Genomic DNA, 18,594 nt, shown 5'->3' with positions numbered 1-18,594 from the left:
GTACAACACTTTCCATTGATTATGAAATCGATAAGACCCATTCTTCAACAAAATTAAGTGCTGCATCCAATTTTTCAGGGTCTTTTCCGCCGGCTTGGGCCATATCTGGACGTCCGCCACCGCCACCGCCGCAACGGGAAGCAACTTCTTTGACCAATTTACCAGCATGGAAACCGCGGTCGATGTAATCCATGGTCACTCCGGCAATCAAATTGACTTTATCGCCTTGGGCCGAACCTAATACGATAATGACAGAATCGAGCTTTTGTTTCAAATCATCCGCCATGGCACGCAGATTATTCATGTCGGTAGCTTGAACCTTCGCCACCAATACTTGAACACCATTTACGTCTTTTACGTTAGAAACAAGGCTGCTTGCTTCAATATTACTTAATTTTGCAGTAAGGCTTTCATTTTCACGATGAAGATCCTTCACTTCAGCCAGTACCGTTTCAATTCTTGAAGGTACGTCTTTCAAGTTCGTTTTCAATTTAGCAGCCGCATCTTTCAGGACACCGATTTGATCGGTCATCAATTTGTACGCCCCGGCACCCGTTACCGCTTCTATACGGCGAGTCCCTGCACCGATGCCGCTTTCGGAAACGATTTTGAATAAGCCGATCACCGCTGTATTCGGAACGTGGACACCGCCGCAAAGTTCCAAGCTGTAATCGCCTATTTGAACGACACGTACAATCTTGCCGTATTTTTCGCCGAACAAGGCCATTGCGCCCATAGCCTTGGCTTCTTCGATGTTTTTATAGTCCGTATTCACTTGTAAGCTTTGCCAAATCTTTTCATTTACAATCGTTTCGATTTGTTCAATCTCTTCCGCCGTTATCTGGCCAAAATGAGAGAAATCGAAGCGAAGGCGCTCAGCCTGTACGAGTGAACCCGCTTGGTTGACATGTGTACCAAGCACATCTTTCAACGCTTGATGCAGAAGATGCGTCGCTGTATGGTTTTTCGTGATATGGATGCGATTTTCTTGATTTACCGCAGCAACGATATGGGAATCTGCTGTTAATGTGCCGGCAGTAACTGTTACACGGTGCAGATTTTGACCATTAGGAGCTTTTTGGACATCAAGGACATCGACCTTCACCGATTCACTGGCCATCGTTCCTATATCGGCTATTTGTCCGCCGCTTTCCGCGTAGAAAGGAGTCTTGTCCAATATCACTTGAACTTCTTCTCCTTCTTGTGCCTCCGTTACAAGCTCGCCATTTTGTATGATGGCAGCAACTTTGGCTTCGACAGCAACTTGATCATATCCGACAAATTCACTTTCAACTTTAATATCGCCCAATACCCCACCTTGAATTTGCATGGAATCAACATCTTGACGAGCTGAACGGGCACGTTCACGCTGAGCATCCATCTCTTTTTCAAATCCAGCTTGATCGACCGTCATGCCTTCTTCTTCTGCATATTCTTCCGTTAACTCAATCGGGAAGCCATATGTGTCATATAAACGGAATGCATCGCTGCCTGGAATGGTCGTATTGCCTTTTTCCTTTTCCTTTTTAATGACCTCAGAAAGGATGGACAGTCCATCATTCAGGGTTTCATGGAAGCGTTCCTCTTCATTTTTGATTACTTTTGCAATGAATTCTTTATTCTTGAGGACTTCAGGATAGAAGTCTTTCATGATTTCACCGACGACCGTCACAAGCTCGAACATGAATGGTCGGTTGATGTTGATTTGCTTAGCATATCGAACCGCTCTGCGAAGTAAACGGCGCAATACATAACCGCGGCCTTCGTTGGATGGAAGAGCCCCGTCACCTACAGCAAAGGCTACCGTACGAATATGGTCGGCAATGACTTTGAATGCCACATCTTTTTCTGTATCAACACCATATTTCACATCGGATATCTCTTCGACTGCGCGGATGATTGGCATGAATAAATCTGTATCATAGTTCGTCGCCACATCTTGAACGACGGAAGCCATACGTTCAAGGCCCATCCCTGTATCGATATTTTTCTTTGGAAGCGGTGTATAAGAACCGTCCGGATTATGGTTGAATTGAGAAAATACAAGATTCCATACTTCCAGATGACGTTCATTTTCCCCGCCCGGATATAGTTCCGGATCATTCGGATCATCGCCATATGCTGGTCCGCGGTCATAGAAAATCTCCGTATTCGGACCGCTTGGACCTTCCCCGATATCCCAGAAGTTTTCTTCCAGGCGAATGATCCTTTCAGCAGGTACTCCGATTTTTTTATTCCAAAGTTCGAATGCTTCATCATCTTCAGGATGGATCGTCACAGCCAATTTATCTTTGTCGAACCCAATCCATTTTTCATCGGTCAAAAATTCCCATGCCCATGTGATGGCTTCTTCTTTGAAATATTCACCAATGGAGAAGTTTCCGAGCATTTCGAAAAACGTATGATGACGTGCCGTTTTCCCCACGTTTTCAATATCGTTTGTTCGGATCGCCTTTTGAGCATTCGTAATCCTTGGATTTTCAGGAATCACCCGTCCATCAAAATATTTCTTTAACGTCGCCACCCCGGAATTGATCCAAAGCAAAGATGGATCTTCATGAGGAACCAATGACGCACTCGGTTCGATGTTATGTCCTTTTTCACTAAAAAAGTCTAAATACATTTGGCGGATTTGAGCACCAGTTAAATACTTCATATATATATCCTCCTTTTAAAAATTATGTAATTTTGAGCACACAAAAAACCCCCATCCCAAAAACAGGGACGAGAGTTGACTCGCGGTACCACCCTGATTATGGACGCAGGAATTCATCCCAGGCCCATCACCTTCATAAAAGCCTTAACGCGGCGTGACGGCAGGTATTAGCTGCTCTCAGGACTAGCTTTCTGCTGCTCTTCACCTGGCAGTCCCTTTCAGCCTGGGGGACCCCTCTCTTTAGATGGACTTCAGCATACTTCATCCTTCAACGAATTATCTTATGTTATGGATTATATTCACAAGACTTTTATTTGTCAATAAGGGGCGGCTTCTTTCTAAAGTGAACGCGGGCATGAAGTACAAAAACTTTCAACACAGCCAAGATGGGAATCGAAAGGACCATGCCGACGATACCGCCTATTTCGCCTCCGGCCAATAATGCAAGCATGATGAACAGCGGATGCATATGAAGGCTTTTACCGACTATTAGCGGCGACAGGATATTTCCTTCAAGAAATTGAAGGACAAGCACGATGACCGCGATGATCAACACCATTTTTACTGACATTGTCGCGGCGATGACCACCGCAGGAATGGCCCCAATAATCGGTCCGAAATACGGAATGACATTCGTTATCCCGATTATCGCCCCCAAAAGAAGCGGATATTTCATTCCGGCTATCCAGAAGAGCAGCGAGGAAATCAAGCCGATCACGACACAGACGATGATTTGTCCGCGGATATAGCCGCCAAGCGATGCATCGACATCACGAACGAATGCCCGTCCCTGATTGCGCCATTTTTTCGGGGTCATATACCATGCCATTTTTTTTAAAACGGTGAAATCTTTGAGGATATAAAAAGCAATGAATGGAATCAACGCTATCAGGACGATGAAATCAATCATCTTCATTGCATACTCCATCGCCTTTTCAGGTATACGCTTCAGCCACCCTTCGAAAAGGGTGACACCCTCTTCGAATCTTTCATGAATTCCGAACGGCCAGGCCGCCGTTTGATGATTGAGCTTATCAATCCTGCCCCGGTACTGTTCAACCAGTTCCGGCACGCTTTCCGACAGCTCGCGAACCTGGCTGACCATCACTGGAATTCCTTTATAAACGGCAAAACCGATCCCCCCGAAAAACAACAAATAGATGATCGTGATCGAAAGCCAGCGACGCATCCCTTTCTCATTTAAATATTCCACTACAGGGTGCAGCAAGTAACTGATGAACGCACCGATCAAAAAAGGCAGCAGCACCGTCACACATACAGTAACGGCAGGTCCCCACATGGGCTTAAGTTTCATAAAAATATAGATGACGAAAAATAAGAGCAATAAAAAACCCAGGCGATAAAACCACTTTAGCCGAATACTCACAATAAACCCCCCCCGCTCATTTATTCTTCGAAAGGCGGAAGGTTTTCATACATAAAAAAGAGTGCCCTCATTATCAGGACACCCATTCCTGCTATAATAATGACTTTAATCTTTTGCGTATTTTCTTCATGTTCCGTTTGATCATCTTCGAGTTCATCAAGTCCGAACCCATATTCATTAGAGTATTGCGTGAACGTCTAGCCATTGCAAACACCTCTTCCGTTATTTACATACCGAAGCGGCGGTCATTTTCCTCAAACAAATCGTCCAATGAGCTTAAACTTCCATCTTCCTCGACTTGGTGCGTATTGATGAGCCCTTCGGACAGAGTCATTTCAATAAAGCAATTCCAACAATAATATTGATTTACGCCAATCTTCCCAACATCTTTACTGCGGCAATTCGGACATTTAATTTCCAAAATGGACACCTCACTGTTCATAAACTGAAACAATGATGGTGTCCTTCCCTAATGCAGGCGGCTGTTTTGATTCTATCACTGTCGACTCCGAGAAAAACCCATCCGTTGTTTCATACGCTATAATCGTGCCCATTTTTTCCTTGAAATATACATCCTGCAGTAAACCAAGTTCTTCGCCCATTTCTGAAAACAGCATGCGTCCCAATAATTCGTCCTTCGATAGGCAAATGGAATCCGCAGGCACTTTCCTTAAGGTTGAATCTTGCTGGCTGATAACGATCCCATCTGGACCGAATGAAGAAATATCGTCAAGTTTCAAATGAAAAGCTCTTTTGAACAATGCTTGCTGATGAACGACCAACCCCGTTACCTGTCCCATTTCAGAAATTGATAAATCGTGGACCGTGCCGATTCTATCTCCTTTGATTGTAAAAACCGGCATTCCTTTCAATAAAGAAAACGTCCGCAAGGTCATCCCGCCTTTCCGAACATTTTTATTATCTCTTTACTACTGAAAATAGATGTGCTGAAAGGTTTTCCATTGTTGGTCCGACACAGGGGCCATACATAAAAAAAAGACCGGTTTCCCGGTCAGATCCACCTGTTTTCACCAGCCCCTGCTGGCACCTCCGCCACCGGAACTTCCTCCGCCGCCGCCCCGGGGACCGCCGCTGCCGCCTCCACGGCCGCCGCCTCCGCGACTTATGAATATCAAAAGGATATTGATTAGCGTTTGAAGGAAAAACCCTTTAAAGAACTTGGCATCGAGGATGAATACGATGATGACGACAATGATAATGAGGAAAATCTGTAAACCTGATGGCTGAAAGGTTTCTGACTCGGGCTGAACGGAGAGATCTTGATAAAACTCGTCACCTAGGTTGTATTCTTTCGTGACGTCGTTATATACAGCCTTATAGGTCTCCGTCAGGGCAACATCATATTTACCCTCTTTCAGCGCGGGGATAGCCACATCATCCAAAATCTGTCCAGATTTTATATCGGTAATGGCCCCTTCCAAACCGTACCCCACTTCAATACGGATTTTCTGTTCTTCCATGGCCAGCACGATAAGGACTCCATTATTCAGCTCGGCATCACCAAGCTTGAATGATCTCAATGCCTCGACCGAGTACTCCTCGATCTCGGATCCTTCCATCGAATCAACCGTCAAAACGGAAATTTGTGCTTTTGTGGCATCATCCAATCGTTTCCCAAGTTCGATGAGTTCGGATTTTTCCTGATCATCCAGGACTCTGGCGAAGTCCTGAACATATATATCCCCAACTGGTTCAGGAATGTTAGGTTGTGCTGCGGCCACGTTTGCTAAACTGAACGTAAGAATGAAGAATAGCGCAAACACAGCGAGTTTTTTCATTATTTATCGCTCCCGAAATCAACCTTTGGCGTTTCTTTTTCTTGATCGGTCACTTCAAAATATGGTTTGGCATCGAACCCGAACGCTCCTGCCATCATATTCTTCGGAAAGCGTTTAATCATCTTATTATAGTTGGTAACTTCATCATTATAGTCTTTTCGTGCTACCGTCAGCCGATTTTCCGTTCCTTCCAAACTATCCATGAGACCCTTAAAGTTCTCATTGGCCTTTAAGTCCGGATAGTTCTCGACAACAACCAAAAGACGGCTCAAGGCCCCGCTCAATTCTTGATCGGCTTCAATTGCATCTTCGGTCGAATTGGCACCTGCCAGCTTCGAGCGTGCATCACTCACCGCTTTAATGGCTTCCGTTTCATGCGAGGCATACCCCTTCACCGTTTCAACAAGGTTCGGAATCAAATCCGCTCTTCGTTTTAATTGGTTATCCACCTGTGACCATTTATTATCGACGTCTTCACTGGCACTTACAAGTCCGTTGTAGGAAGATGCGCCATAAATGACTAGTAGAACGACAACGACTATCCCGATTATCCAACCTTTTTTCATCAAATCCCCCCTGCTCACATATAAGTTATATCCTTATTAGTTCCACCAAAACCATGAATTTTAAACAAAATTAATCAAAAAGAACCTACATAAAGTCATATGGCGTGACATTCTCCATCCCGATCATCGGGTCGGCATGCATAAGAATATCAAGATAACTTGCCTCTTGATGAACCTCTCCCTTTTCAACAGGCATTCCTTCTTCACTCAAGATCTCCCGCAGCTTTTCACGCAAAGTCGTTTTCCGGCGCATCTCATCATTACGCTCGATCCCTAAACGGAATGCATCTTCCTCACCACATAGGATCAAGAAATTTTTACTGCGGGTAATCGCCGTATACAATAAATTACGGCGGAGCATCCGGTAATAACTTTTCACTACAGGTAAAATGACGATGGGGAATTCACTTCCCTGCGACTTATGGATGGAGCAGCAATAGGCATGTGTAATCTGGTTCAAATCCTGCTTCGTGTAAGTCACTTCGATGCCTTCGAACGATATGATCACTTTATCGACAGAATCGGTATTTTCTTTAGCGAACAATATGGACACGATTTCCCCCATATCGCCATTAAAGACACCCTCCTCTGGCTGGTTCACCAGTTGAAGCACCTTATCTCCGGTTCTATATATCACATCTCCGAATTTTATTTCCCGCCGCTTTTCATTCGCATTGCTATTGAACACTTCCTGAAGCATTTTATTCAGTGCATCAATTCCGGCAGGCCCTCTATACATGGGAGCCAGCACCTGTATATCTTTGGCCGTGAAGCCTTTCGTCCTGGCATTGGCAACCACTTTCTCGATTACTTGGGGGATTTGATTGGTTTGGCAGCGAATGAACGATCGATCTTCCTGCTGTTTCGTGACATCATCCGGAAGCCTTCCTTTTTTGATTTCATGGGCCAGTTCAATGATCGATGACCCATCAGCTTGACGATATATATGTTCGAGACTGACAGTCGGTACACAATTCGATGCAAGCAAATCCTTTAAAACCTGCCCAGGGCCAACAGATGGAAGCTGATCTTCATCACCAACCAATATCACTTGGACATTTTCCGGCAGAGCTTTAAACAATTGATGGGCCAGCCACGTATCCACCATCGAAACCTCATCGATGATCACGATACGGCCATCCAGCTGATTATCCTCATCATGGGAAAAGCCTTCACTCCCGTTCCACCCCAGCAAACGGTGGATCGTAACTGCGGGGAGCCCCGTCGACTCGGCCATGCGTTTCGCTGCACGGCCAGTAGGAGCCGCAAGTACGAATGGAAAGGGATCGCTTCCTTCTTTTTTATAATCGTTAATGTCCATGGATACACCATGCAGCTCTGCATATAGCTCAACGATGCCTTTAATGACTGTCGTCTTACCGGTACCCGGTCCCCCCGTCAAGATTAACATCGGTGATTGCAGGGCTGTTTGGATCGCTTCCTTTTGGGCCGGGGCATAGGAAACATCCAGACGCTCTTCCAGCTCCCCAAGTGCCAGCAAGAACTCCGATTCGGGGAACTGGTCCTCATACTCGGTTTGAGCAAGCAGCCGCTTGATGTTCATCACGATTCCCTTTTCCGAATAGAATAGCGAAGGCGGATAAATTCGTTGATCCTCGACAACTATTTTCCCCTCTTGCGTCAATTCGATTATTTCCGAGGAAATGTTGGTGAACTCAATGCGATCCCGCTTATTTTCCTCCAGCAGCCGTTTGACCGCTTCCAAAAGCTGCTCGGCTTCTATGTAGATATTTCCGTCCTGGAGGCATTGGGATTCAAGCGTATACAAGCACGCAGCCTTGATTCGGTCGGGGTGGCTGCCGGAAATGCCCAGCTGATGCCCAAGCTCATCCGCCCGTCCAAACCCAATCCCTTCAATATCCTCTACGAGCTTATACGGATTTCCCTGAACCATCGTGATCGTATCCTGCTTATACATTTGATAAATTTTCATCGACAGCTGCGGACCGAAGCCATATTGATTCAGGGCGATCATCACCTGCTCCAGACCTTGATGCTCGACTAATGTATCATAGAGGCCTTTTGCCTTTTCCCCTGATAGCTTCGGGATATCATCAAGCAGCGAAGGCTGAGCCAGAATTTTTGAAATGGCCTTTTCACCCAGTGTCTCAACAATGCTTTCGGCTGTTTTTTTCCCAATGCCCTTGAAAAGGTCACCTGATAAATAACTGACGATACCTTCCTTGGATTGAGGCAGATCCTTGCGAAAATGCTCTACATGAAATTGAAGGCCAAAACGCGGATGTTCCTTCATGGCCCCATAAAAAATATAGATCTCATCTTCATGCATCCTTGGAAAATAACCTGTTACGACCGCTTCCTTCTCTTCATAATTCAGATTCGTTTCATGCACACGAATTCTCACAACCGAGTACATATTTTCTTCATTATGAAAGATCGTCACTAAATGACTGCCTTTCATGAACATTTTCTCTTCTGAAAACAAATCCAACGAATCTTGCTGGCTCAACTCTTCTCCCCACCTTTCCATGCATATGCTTTTTATTTACTCAGCATTCATTTCTTCCAACAGTTTCTTACCGTGCGCAGCAAGCATATGGTCAGGCTGTGCTTCCAAAGCCTTATCAAAATAAACCATCGCGGCTTTCGCATCCTCGCGATACCCTGCAAACGCAACACCTAAATTATAATAAGCATCCGCATGGCCAGGATCCTGTTCCACAACTTTATTCAGTTGATTGATCAATTCATCATACAATTCCGCATTAGCAAGACATAACGCATATTGGAATCTTGCATCAACATCCTCAGGGCTCAGCTCCACCGTTCTCTGCAGATAAGGCATCGCCAATTTCGGTTGATCCAATGCCATCAATGTCAATCCAAGCATGAAGTAAGCATCGCTGTTATCCAGTCCCAGACGGATGGCCTTTTCAAACATATCCTTCGCTTCGACCAGTTTAGAATCGGATTCATAATATAAGTTTCCTAATGAATAGTACGCCGCTGCTGCATTTTCATCCAGCTCGATCGCCTTTTTGTAAAACTTGACCGCTTTATCCGTTTCACCCACGGCAGTCAATACATTCCCAAAGTTTATGTAAGCAACAGGCTCATTCGGATTTTCCTCGATCGCCTCATTAAAAACTTTCGCCGCTTCTTCGTATTTCCCTTGCTGCATAAATTCAATACCTTGTTGATTCTTATCCATATCCATTCACACTCCATTTTTATATTAAAAAGTATAGCATAAGCCAGTGGTCGAATTCAGGCGGTCACCCGCAATCCAAAAGAAGTCCCCAACCGCAAACACAGCTGGGGACATGCTTATTTTACCCTACGTAAGTCAGTTTTTCACCTTTTTTAAATACTTCATCAATCGTACCGCCGCCAAGGCACACTTCACCATCATAGAATACGACTGCTTGTCCAGGTGTGATCGCGCGGACTGGCTCGTCAAAGATGACTTCGACATCACCATTGTCCAAGACCTTCACCTTAACACCGCTATCGTCTTGACGGTACCTGAATTTTGCCGTGCATGTAAATTCATCGGCAGGCGCCTGTTCCGCTACCCAGCTGACATTCACTGCACGAAGGGAATTGGAATACAGCACATCATTATCAAAGCCTTGACACACATACAGTACATTGCGCTTCAAGTCTTTTCCCGCAACAAACCAAGGATCGCCGCTGCCGCCAATTCCCAGACCGTGACGCTGACCGATCGTGTAATACATCAATCCGTCATGCTTGCCCATAACCTTGCCATCCATCGTGACCATATCACCTGGCTGAGCTGGGAGGTAATTGCTTAAAAACTCTTTGAAATTGCGTTCACCGATAAAACAGATCCCTGTAGAATCTTTTTTCGTTGCCGTGGCAAGACCCGCTTCTTTCGCAATTTCACGGACTTCCTTCTTATCAATATGTCCAAGCGGAAACATGACTTTTTCCAACTGTTCTTGAGTAAGCTGGTTCAAGAAGTACGTTTGATCTTTATTATTATCGACACCGCGCAGCATTTTGTATTCGCCATCCCGGTATTCAACCTGTGCGTAATGACCTGTAGCCACATAGTCGGCACCAAGGCTTACCGCATGTTCAAGAAAAGCCTTGAACTTGATTTCCTTATTGCACATTACATCCGGATTAGGGGTACGGCCCGCTTTATACTCATCCAAGAAATAAGTGAAAACTTTATCCCAATACTGCTTTTCAAAATTGACTGCATAATAAGGGATGCCGATTTGATTACAAACGGCAATTACATCATTGTAATCTTCCGTTGCCGTACAGACTCCGTTTTCATCTGTATCATCCCAGTTCTTCATGAAAATCCCGACCACATCATAGCCTTGATTCTTCAATAGCAGGGCTGACACAGAAGAATCCACGCCTCCTGACATACCCACGACGACGCGGGTGTCCTGTGGTGCTTTTCTCATTCTGTCACCTCATTTATTTAAAGTAAGAATTATCTTCTCACTAATCTATTAACGATTTTAACGGTGGTTTCAGCCGCCTGCCTTACTTCCTCTTCCGTGTTGTTCAAACCGAAGCTGAAACGAATCGAATTCTTCGTCCGCTCCGAATCTTTCCCGAACATCGCCACAAGCACATGCGACGGATCGATTGACCCGGCTGTACAAGCGGATCCGCTCGATACAGCAACACCTGCCAAGTCCATATTTACGAGCATCGATTCCACATTCGTACCCGGAAAACTGACATTCAGCAAATGCGGCAGCGACTGTTCCATGGATCCGTTAATTTCATATTGTACATCCGCCTCATCAAAGACGGCAAGCAATACGTCTTTGAATCGCTTGTATTGCTCCTTTTTCTTTTCCATCGTGCTCTGTGCAATTAAAACAGCTTCTGAAAAACCGGCAATTGCCGGCACACTCTCCGTACCAGCACGGCGCTTGCGTTCTTGTTCCCCGCCATATAAATGCGGATTCAGCTTCAATCCTTCACGAATATAAAGAAAGCCGATTCCCTTGGGACCGTTGATTTTATGCGCGGATACACTCAGCAAATCCACACCCAACTCACGAACGTCGATAGAGATCAAACCATATGCCTGAACCGCATCCGTATGGAAAATGGCTTGATGACCCTTGAGCACCTGCCCTATTTCAGCAATCGGCTGGATCGTACCCACCTCATTATTGCCGAACATGACCGAAACCAAAATCGTGTCGTCCCTCAATGCCGCCTTTAAATCGGCAATTGAAATAAGCCCCGCTTCATTCACAGGTAAATATGTGACCTCAAAGCCAGACTTCTCTAGGTATTGGCAAGTATGCAAGACCGCATGATGCTCAATCTCCGTCGTAATGATGTGCTTCCCTTGTTCTTTATAAGCATTCGCAACACCAATGATCGCCGTATTATCAGCCTCGGTTCCGCCGCTCGTGAAAATGATTTCATTCCGCCCGGCACCGATGCTCGCTGCAATACTCGAACGCGCCTCATCCAAAACATGCCGCGCCTCCCGTCCGAAAGCATGAATACTCGACGGATTTCCGAAATCATTGCTCATGACCCTCATCATCGTATCGATCACATTCGGATGCATCGGTGAAGTCGCAGCATGATCTAAATATATTCTGTCCACTTTTTTGTCGCCTCCATTAAAAAACGCAAGCGCCTACATAAGAGGCGCATTGCTAATCAATTAAATATAGTACATATAAGAATCGATTTCACCCGTATCCTTGTAGCTCGCCAAATCCATAAGCGTCGTATTATCCAATACATCCTTCACGGCATCGCGAATCCTGATCCAAAGCTGACGCTTCACCGGCTCTTCATCCTCAATTCCCTCAACAGGCGTAATCGGCCCTTCCAAAACACGAATGACATCACCTGAAGTAATCTCCTGAGGATCTTTAGACAGGACATACCCGCCATACGCACCGCGGACACTCTTCACCAACCCTGCATTACGAAGCGGCGCAATCAACTGCTCCAAATAATGCTCCGACAAATTATGCGTCTGGGCAATCGATTTCAAACTCTTCGGGCCTTCTCCATAATGTTTAGCAAGCTCGATCATGATCGTCAAACCATAACGGCCTTTAGTAGATATCTTCATACATATACACCTCAAATTATTTATCCGTTTCTAAATTCTTTTGAAATTATAGCATATTCCCGCCGGAAATGCATTCACCCGCCCTTCCTTTGTCAAATTATCCTAATTGGAGAGGTAGGAAAAGGGAAAATAAAGAATGAAATGTAAACCGATCGAGGGGCTAGATCGAATTATTCGCTCGTGAGGCTAAATCGATTGATAACCCTACAGCACACATTAAATTCCCAAAGAGACTGCCATAATAGGAAATCACCCCTCTTTTTATAGCATAATCAGCGCATTCCCCCCATCAGTTGTGATACCTTATATAAAAAGGAGAGGTGCGCAATGAATATTAAACCGCTTGCTTTCCGGATGCGGCCTCGATCGATTAATGAGATCATCGGGCAGGAGCATCTGGTCGGTGAAGGAAAAATTATCGCTAGGATGGTGAAAGCCAAGCAGCTTTCTTCCATGATCCTGTATGGTCCACCGGGAATTGGCAAGACATCGATCGCAAGTGCGATTGCCGGAAGCACGAAGTTTGCGTTCCGGACGCTGAACGCGGTGACCAATAATAAAAAGGATATGGAAATCGTGGCAGCCGAAGCTAAAATGTCCGGTAAAGTGATTTTGCTGCTTGATGAGGTTCATCGGCTCGATAAGGCAAAGCAGGATTTCCTATTGCCTTATCTTGAAAACGGGATGATCACCCTGATCGGTGCAACGACCAGCAATCCCTATCATGCCATCAATCCGGCCATCAGAAGCCGGTGCCAGATTTTCGAGCTCAAATCATTGGTAACCGATGATATAACCAAAGCGCTGGAACGGGCACTTCATGATGAAGAGCGGGGACTTGGTGCATATAAAACCGAGGTCAGCTTTGATGCCCTTACCCATTTCGCGACTGCTTCGAACGGGGATGTCCGCAGTGCCCTTAACGCACTTGAGCTCGCCGTCATTTCCACAGAACCCGATGAGTCCGGAACCATTCATATAGATCTGCAAATTGCCGAGGAATGCATGCAGAAAAAAAGCTTCTCGCATGACAAGGATGGAGATGCCCATTATGATGTTCTGTCGGCTTTCCAAAAAGTATATGTACATTTTTATATGAGATTTAATAACAAATTCAATATTACCAAAGGGAATATATATTTTCCTCACTGAAAATATATTGTTTTTGAGATTAATTATACTAATAATTAGGATTATAAACACTACAACACCTAAGTGTTCTTTTTAAGTTAAAATAATAAAAAGACTTCTACACTTCCTCAACCATTCGCATTTAAATAAAAAAATTACCTTCTTGGTTTATCTTATTATGACTAAGATTGTTACATAACCCTCTCTTGAATTCATTATTGACAAATTTCTGATTTTCTTAACAATAAAACCAAACACTATTAAAAATCACTAATAGACCGGAATTCATATTGCATATATTGTATTTGGCCCTAATCTAATTCTTGATATGTCTAAATTTCTTAAGGTATATTTACTTCGCGAGGATGTAGTTGTTACCCATACATTTAGTTTTTTGTTTTTTCAAGGATTTCCGTATGTAAGTTATAATAATGTATAAGTTTTAAATGAAGGAGGAAATACTTTAGAATGGACCTATTCGATATACAAAAAGAGAATAATATGCCCCTTTCATATAAAATGAGACCACGAACTATTAATGAAATAGCTGGGCAAAAACATATAATTGGAAAAGATACTGCTTTATATAAAATGATTGTTAACGGTTTTGTTCCTTCTACTTTACTTTATGGACCGCCAGGGGTAGGAAAAACCTCAATAGCTAAAGCGATAGCCGGAACAGTTAACATACCTTTTATATCAATTAATGCTACAACTGCTGGTAAAAAGGATATGGAAAACGCAGTTGAGCAAGCAAAAATAGAAGGTAAACTAATCTTATTTATTGATGAAGTTCACAGATTTAATAAGGCTCAACAAGACTACCTTTTACCACATGTAGAAAAAGGATTAATTACCTTGATTGGAGCTACCACGGAAAATCCTTTCCATGATGTAAATCCTGCTATTCGGAGTCGGTGTGGACAAATTAAGGAACTTAAAGCGTTAAATCCTAGAGATATTAAAGAATTGCTTTCCCGTGCTTTATCTGATGATGAAAGAGGACTTGGAAAGCAAGATATTAACATATCGGACGAAGCAATTGAAATTATTTCAACTTCAACCAATGGCGATGCTCGTTCAGCTTTAAATGTTCTTGAAGAAGTTGTATATGCGTCGCAAGTTAATGAAGATAACAGTATAGTCGTAGAAATAGATTTAGTTAAGGAATGTGTACAAAACAAGGGGTTCTCTCATGATAAGCGTGGGGATATTTTATATTCTTTACTCTCTTCGCTACAAAAATCAATTAGGGGAAGTGATACTACGGCAGCTTTGCACTATCTAGCTCGTCTAATTGAAGGAGGGGACCTAATTTCAATTTGCCGTAGATTAATAGTAATTGCATATGAAGATATTTCACTAGCAGCTCCGGAAGTGGGTGTAAGAACTGTTGCTGCGGTAGATGCAGTAGAAAGGCTTGGTCTTCCCGAGGCTCGTATTCCACTTGCTAATATTGTTATCGAACAATGCTTATCTCCAAAAACAAATAGTGCTTATAAAGCCCTTGATTTAGCCCTAGAAGATGTAAGAAATGGAACATATGGAGAAATACCATTGCATTTAAGGGATGCTCACTATAAGGGGGCTGCTGTCTTGGGGCATGGCCATGGATATAAATATCCTCATGATTATCCCAAGTCATGGGTTAATCAGCAATATTTACCTGACGAATTGTTAAGCAGAAAGTATTACCACCCAAAACAAAATGGACAAGAAAAACATTTTCAGAAAGTATACGAAAGACTAGAACAGCTAAAAGGGAATAAAGAGTGATATTTCAAAAATTCTAAATAGCACATTAAATCTGGAATATATATATAGAAGCATTTTTGCAATTTGAGAAATGGAAATTTATTGTTTTTTTTTGATAGACAGAAAAAGGGCCACTTCTTATTAGAAAGTGGTCCTTATACATTTATTTATTGAATCATTCTCGAATCTTAATAACTTTAACATTGTAAGACAGTTAGAATGGCAATTCCTCGAAGGGAGAAAAGATGGATTCTTTGAAGTTTTTGGATTAAACCTCCTCCAGGTCTTCAATATACTTATTTATTTCTTGTCCTCCTCCAAATATTATTCTTCTCCATCCCATCTACGGCCTTTTATTAATGGATTGGTACGGAAGATCAATTACGTAAACCACAACTTCTTGGAATCTTTCCATTTTGGTCACCTGTTAGTTGGGTATTATCCGACGGGTAAAACGGTAAAAAATATATCTGTGATATTCTTACCAGTTTTTCTTTATTTTTATCAAATCTATCAAAGTCCAATGATCTTTATTTATAAGAAAAGTGATGTTTCGTTAAAATAAGTTCATCTCTCCAGATGGCCTCATAAGCAGCTTGATTCACTATGTGTTCTGCCTCTGCTCCGGTTTTCACCCTACTTCCAATAGTGTCAATCAAAGATGCGTCATATTCAAATCCTGATTTCTTTAAATAATAACTAACCAATTCTTTAGCTTCAATAAGATTAGCAATCGAGACAGTTATATGGATATCAAATCTCCCAGGTCTTAGAACGGCTTCGTCAAGAATGTCTAAATAATTTGTTGTTCCTACCACTAAGACATCAGTTAATGCATCAAATCCATCCATTTGTGACAATAGTTCATTTACTAAATCATTTCCCCCTTTATTTTTCAAACGACTAGGGGCTATTGCATCTATCTCATCGATTATAATCATAGCAGGGGCAAGTTCTCTCGCTTTTTCAAAGTATTTTTTAAGGTTGCCTGCAGAATCACCTTGATATTTGGATAATACATCGGAACCTTTGAGAGAAATAACATTCATACCGAGTTCAGTGGCTAATGCTTTAGCAAGGTATGTTTTTCCAGTACCTGAAGGACCGCTAAATAAAATCCCTTTCGTTTTCCTGATGTTTCTATAAAGGTTTGCAGAACGCCATGGTTTAATTACCTTTTTCTCAAGTTCCTCTTTTACTCGGTAACAGCCAATTACATGATTCCAATTAACAGTTGGAGTATATGCCAACACTTCACGACCGGCAGTAGGAACAATTTGCTTTTTAGCCTGTTTGAAATCTTCTAAATTTACTTTCATATCATTCAAAGCTTTAGTCTCTAGGTTCCCGTCAAGTAATTGTCTTCTTAAAGATTGTAAAGCGGCCTCCTTACAAAGAGCTGTTATATCTGCTCCAACGTAACCATGTAAAGTAGACGATATATCTGTTAAATTCACTGACATATCCAACGGCATTTTTTTAGTATGCACATCCAGTATTTTCTTTCGGCCTTCTTCACTTGGAGGGCCAATATAAATCTCTGTATCAAGTCTACCGGGCCTCCGAAGAGCTGGGTCTAAACTGTTTGGACGATTTGTCGCTGCCATAACAATAACTTGGTCACGTGATTCCATTCCATCCATTAAGGTTAAAAGTTGAGTAACTATCTTGCTGTAATGAGAATTTGTTGAATCCTCGGTTCTTTTTGAACCAATGGCATCAATCTCATCAAAAAAGATAATGCTTGGTTGTTGTTTTTTTGCTGTTTCAAAGATATCTCTTAATTTTCGCTCAGATTCTCCAAACCATTTATCAAAAATTCCAGGACCACTTACCTTAAAAAAATTCATTTTAGACTCATTCGCTACTGCTTTTGCTAATAAAGTTTTTCCTGTTCCAGGTGGACCAAACAACAAGATTCCTTTATAAGGAGTAATACCATAATGTTCAAAAAGTTCTGGATGTGTTATTGGGAGTTCTACACTTTCACGAATCCGCCGGATTTCTTCTTCTAAACCACCAATATCCTCAAAATTAATATTTGTTTCAACCGGTGCTATTTCTTCTTCTTCATCTTGTTTATAATTAAAAGATAGTGGCTGTTTAGAATCTTGTAAAGCTTCATATTCTGCTTTTGTACGAAGTTTAGGAGGTGTTGATTCTTTATCAACTACATATTCCTCTTGATCTACCAAGTTAATATTATTAGGCAATGTATTTATTAAGTCATCTATCCGATCAATTGAAAAATGTGGACATATTGAAATTCTTTTTTGATCAGCCTCATTATTTAATAAGGTTTTTATAGCTTCTTTATCTATGGTAAAAGTTTTATAATCCTCATCAAATGTTCCATAATGATACCAAACAGTATCTTCTCTATAATATGATCTACCCGTGATATCTGGATAGCGTACAACACTATTTAATTGGTTACATGCAAAATATTTTTCGTTTTTCCCTTCATCATGCCCTTCACAGTACCGATTTGGTAAGAGCGACCGTTCTAGATTTTTTGCACATTCCATGACTCTTCGAATCTCAAAAAAATGAATTCCTACAGCCAGTTCATCTTGGATATACATTTCAGTACTCTTCCAATTTCCAACAGTATTCCAAAGTTTCTCTGCCTTTACGTAATTTTCGTAAGAGTAAATAGCCTTATGTATAACAAACTTTCCTTCATCACTTTCTGTATAGTTGTCAGCACTTCTTTTAGCCTGTCTGATTGCCATGGGATAATTTTGTGAATTACTTTTCCCGAACAAAATTGTGATCATAATTTTAATATCCCTTCTCTCTTAATTTAACTACCCCAAGTTTAACCTATTATTCAGATCACACCTATAAAAAACAAATAATTCAAATGTTGAGTATTCTATCTGAGCTCCTTAAGAAAAAGAGTTGATCATCACAGATTTATACACCGGTAGTTATTGAAATTGCATTTTTATATTTTTTTTCAAAAAAGGCATTCGTTTTGATGATTTTATGATACTTTCCATCTAAGTTTTCAACCTTACTAACCAAACTATTGATATATTAACTTATACAAAGTTTTATTTTTATCCCAATTTAGTATAATATAAGATATATAAATTACAGGAAATAAAGTTAATATTTGGTGTGGTGACATATCCCTGATCAAGATAAGACTCTCCAGAACGAAGTTCTAAACCTTATAGGAGAAATACTTATGCGAAAGACGCAAAATT

General features: G+C 42.1%; 13 protein-coding genes and 1 pseudogene. 2 read left to right on the top strand and 12 right to left on the bottom strand.

Translation table 11 applies throughout. From position 1 onward, the window contains the following. Positions 1 to 19 precede the first annotated feature (19 nt). The 11 genes from alaS to cymR form a co-directional block, all read right to left on the bottom strand. Positions 20 to 2,656: an alanine--tRNA ligase gene (gene alaS, locus AC1DIV_RS05480; RefSeq protein ID WP_477575930.1), complete on the bottom strand. Its 2,637-nt coding sequence runs from the start codon at positions 2,654 to 2,656 to the stop codon at positions 20 to 22. A gap of 310 nt (positions 2,657 to 2,966) precedes the next feature. Further along, a complete protein-coding gene (locus AC1DIV_RS05475; RefSeq protein ID WP_340876956.1) occupies positions 2,967 to 4,043 on the bottom strand; it encodes an AI-2E family transporter in 1,077 nt (358 codons plus the stop codon). 226 nt (positions 4,044 to 4,269) lie between these two features. Next, on the bottom strand, positions 4,270 to 4,485 hold the full coding sequence (locus AC1DIV_RS05470; RefSeq protein WP_034311361.1) for a hypothetical protein: 216 nt from the start codon (positions 4,483 to 4,485) through the stop codon (positions 4,270 to 4,272). Continuing rightward, complete coding sequence (locus AC1DIV_RS05465) at positions 4,475 to 4,933, bottom strand: PRC-barrel domain-containing protein (RefSeq protein WP_063594210.1); 459 nt, start codon at positions 4,931 to 4,933, stop codon at positions 4,475 to 4,477. Before AC1DIV_RS05465 ends, AC1DIV_RS05470 begins: the two co-directional genes overlap by 11 nt. 138 nt (positions 4,934 to 5,071) lie before the next feature. Continuing rightward, positions 5,072 to 5,842, bottom strand: a complete 771-nt coding sequence (locus tag AC1DIV_RS05460) for a TPM domain-containing protein (protein ID WP_477575929.1) — start codon at positions 5,840 to 5,842, stop codon at positions 5,072 to 5,074. Beyond that, positions 5,842 to 6,411, bottom strand: a complete 570-nt coding sequence (locus AC1DIV_RS05455) for a LemA family protein (RefSeq protein ID WP_372464783.1) — start codon at positions 6,409 to 6,411, stop codon at positions 5,842 to 5,844. Before AC1DIV_RS05455 ends, AC1DIV_RS05460 begins: the two co-directional genes overlap by 1 nt. Before the next feature lie 82 nt (positions 6,412 to 6,493). Then, positions 6,494 to 8,899: an SF1B family DNA helicase RecD2 gene (gene recD2, locus AC1DIV_RS05450; protein WP_477575927.1), complete on the bottom strand. Its 2,406-nt coding sequence runs from the start codon at positions 8,897 to 8,899 to the stop codon at positions 6,494 to 6,496. A gap of 36 nt (positions 8,900 to 8,935) precedes the next feature. Then, a complete protein-coding gene (locus tag AC1DIV_RS05445; protein ID WP_127778432.1) occupies positions 8,936 to 9,601 on the bottom strand; it encodes a tetratricopeptide repeat protein in 666 nt (221 codons plus the stop codon). Positions 9,602 to 9,722: 121 nt separating this feature from the next. Further along, positions 9,723 to 10,838, bottom strand: coding sequence for a tRNA 2-thiouridine(34) synthase MnmA (mnmA, locus tag AC1DIV_RS05440; RefSeq protein ID WP_252267094.1), 1,116 nt, complete (start codon positions 10,836 to 10,838; stop codon positions 9,723 to 9,725). A gap of 29 nt (positions 10,839 to 10,867) precedes the next feature. Beyond that, positions 10,868 to 12,013 carry a cysteine desulfurase family protein gene (locus AC1DIV_RS05435; RefSeq protein WP_048681270.1) on the bottom strand — a complete coding sequence of 382 codons (1,146 nt, stop codon included), beginning with the start codon at positions 12,011 to 12,013 and terminating at the stop codon, positions 10,868 to 10,870. 60 nt (positions 12,014 to 12,073) lie between these two features. Next, positions 12,074 to 12,493, bottom strand: coding sequence for a cysteine metabolism transcriptional regulator CymR (gene cymR / locus AC1DIV_RS05430; protein ID WP_034308657.1), 420 nt, complete (start codon positions 12,491 to 12,493; stop codon positions 12,074 to 12,076). A 327-nt stretch (positions 12,494 to 12,820) separates the two neighbouring features. Between cymR and AC1DIV_RS05425 the strand changes: the two are divergent. Together AC1DIV_RS05425 and AC1DIV_RS05420 are read left to right on the top strand one after the other, a co-directional pair. Further along, positions 12,821 to 13,570, top strand: a pseudogene (locus AC1DIV_RS05425) (AAA family ATPase); the annotation flags it as partial. Positions 13,571 to 14,092: 522 nt separating this feature from the next. Further along, on the top strand, positions 14,093 to 15,400 hold the full coding sequence (locus tag AC1DIV_RS05420; protein WP_336864797.1) for a replication-associated recombination protein A: 1,308 nt from the start codon (positions 14,093 to 14,095) through the stop codon (positions 15,398 to 15,400). A 509-nt stretch (positions 15,401 to 15,909) separates the two neighbouring features. Here AC1DIV_RS05420 and AC1DIV_RS05415 read toward each other — a convergent pair. Then, on the bottom strand, positions 15,910 to 18,159 hold the full coding sequence (locus AC1DIV_RS05415) for an AAA family ATPase (protein ID WP_340876960.1): 2,250 nt from the start codon (positions 18,157 to 18,159) through the stop codon (positions 15,910 to 15,912). Between the last annotated feature and the right edge of the window lie 435 nt (positions 18,160 to 18,594).

The organism is Peribacillus sp. 05N428 (assembly GCF_056397085.1).
The sequence above is the reverse complement of the archived record's forward strand: the minus strand, read 5'-3'. Positions and strand labels throughout refer to the sequence as shown.

What these genes read in the sequence shown, in the direction of transcription:
- cymR (WP_034308657.1), bottom strand. Translation starts at nt 12,493, where the DNA reads ATGAAGATATCTACTAAAGGCCGTTATGGTTTGACGATCATGATCGAG.
- alaS (WP_477575930.1), bottom strand. Translation starts at nt 2,656, where the DNA reads ATGAAGTATTTAACTGGTGCTCAAATCCGCCAAATGTATTTAGACTTT.
- AC1DIV_RS05470 (WP_034311361.1), bottom strand. Translation starts at nt 4,485, where the DNA reads ATGAACAGTGAGGTGTCCATTTTGGAAATTAAATGTCCGAATTGCCGC.
- AC1DIV_RS05420 (WP_336864797.1), top strand. Translation starts at nt 14,093, where the DNA reads ATGGACCTATTCGATATACAAAAAGAGAATAATATGCCCCTTTCATAT.
- AC1DIV_RS05445 (WP_127778432.1), bottom strand. Translation starts at nt 9,601, where the DNA reads ATGGATAAGAATCAACAAGGTATTGAATTTATGCAGCAAGGGAAATAC.
- AC1DIV_RS05460 (WP_477575929.1), bottom strand. Translation starts at nt 5,842, where the DNA reads ATGAAAAAACTCGCTGTGTTTGCGCTATTCTTCATTCTTACGTTCAGT.
- AC1DIV_RS05415 (WP_340876960.1), bottom strand. Translation starts at nt 18,159, where the DNA reads ATGATCACAATTTTGTTCGGGAAAAGTAATTCACAAAATTATCCCATG.
- mnmA (WP_252267094.1), bottom strand. Translation starts at nt 10,838, where the DNA reads ATGAGAAAAGCACCACAGGACACCCGCGTCGTCGTGGGTATGTCAGGA.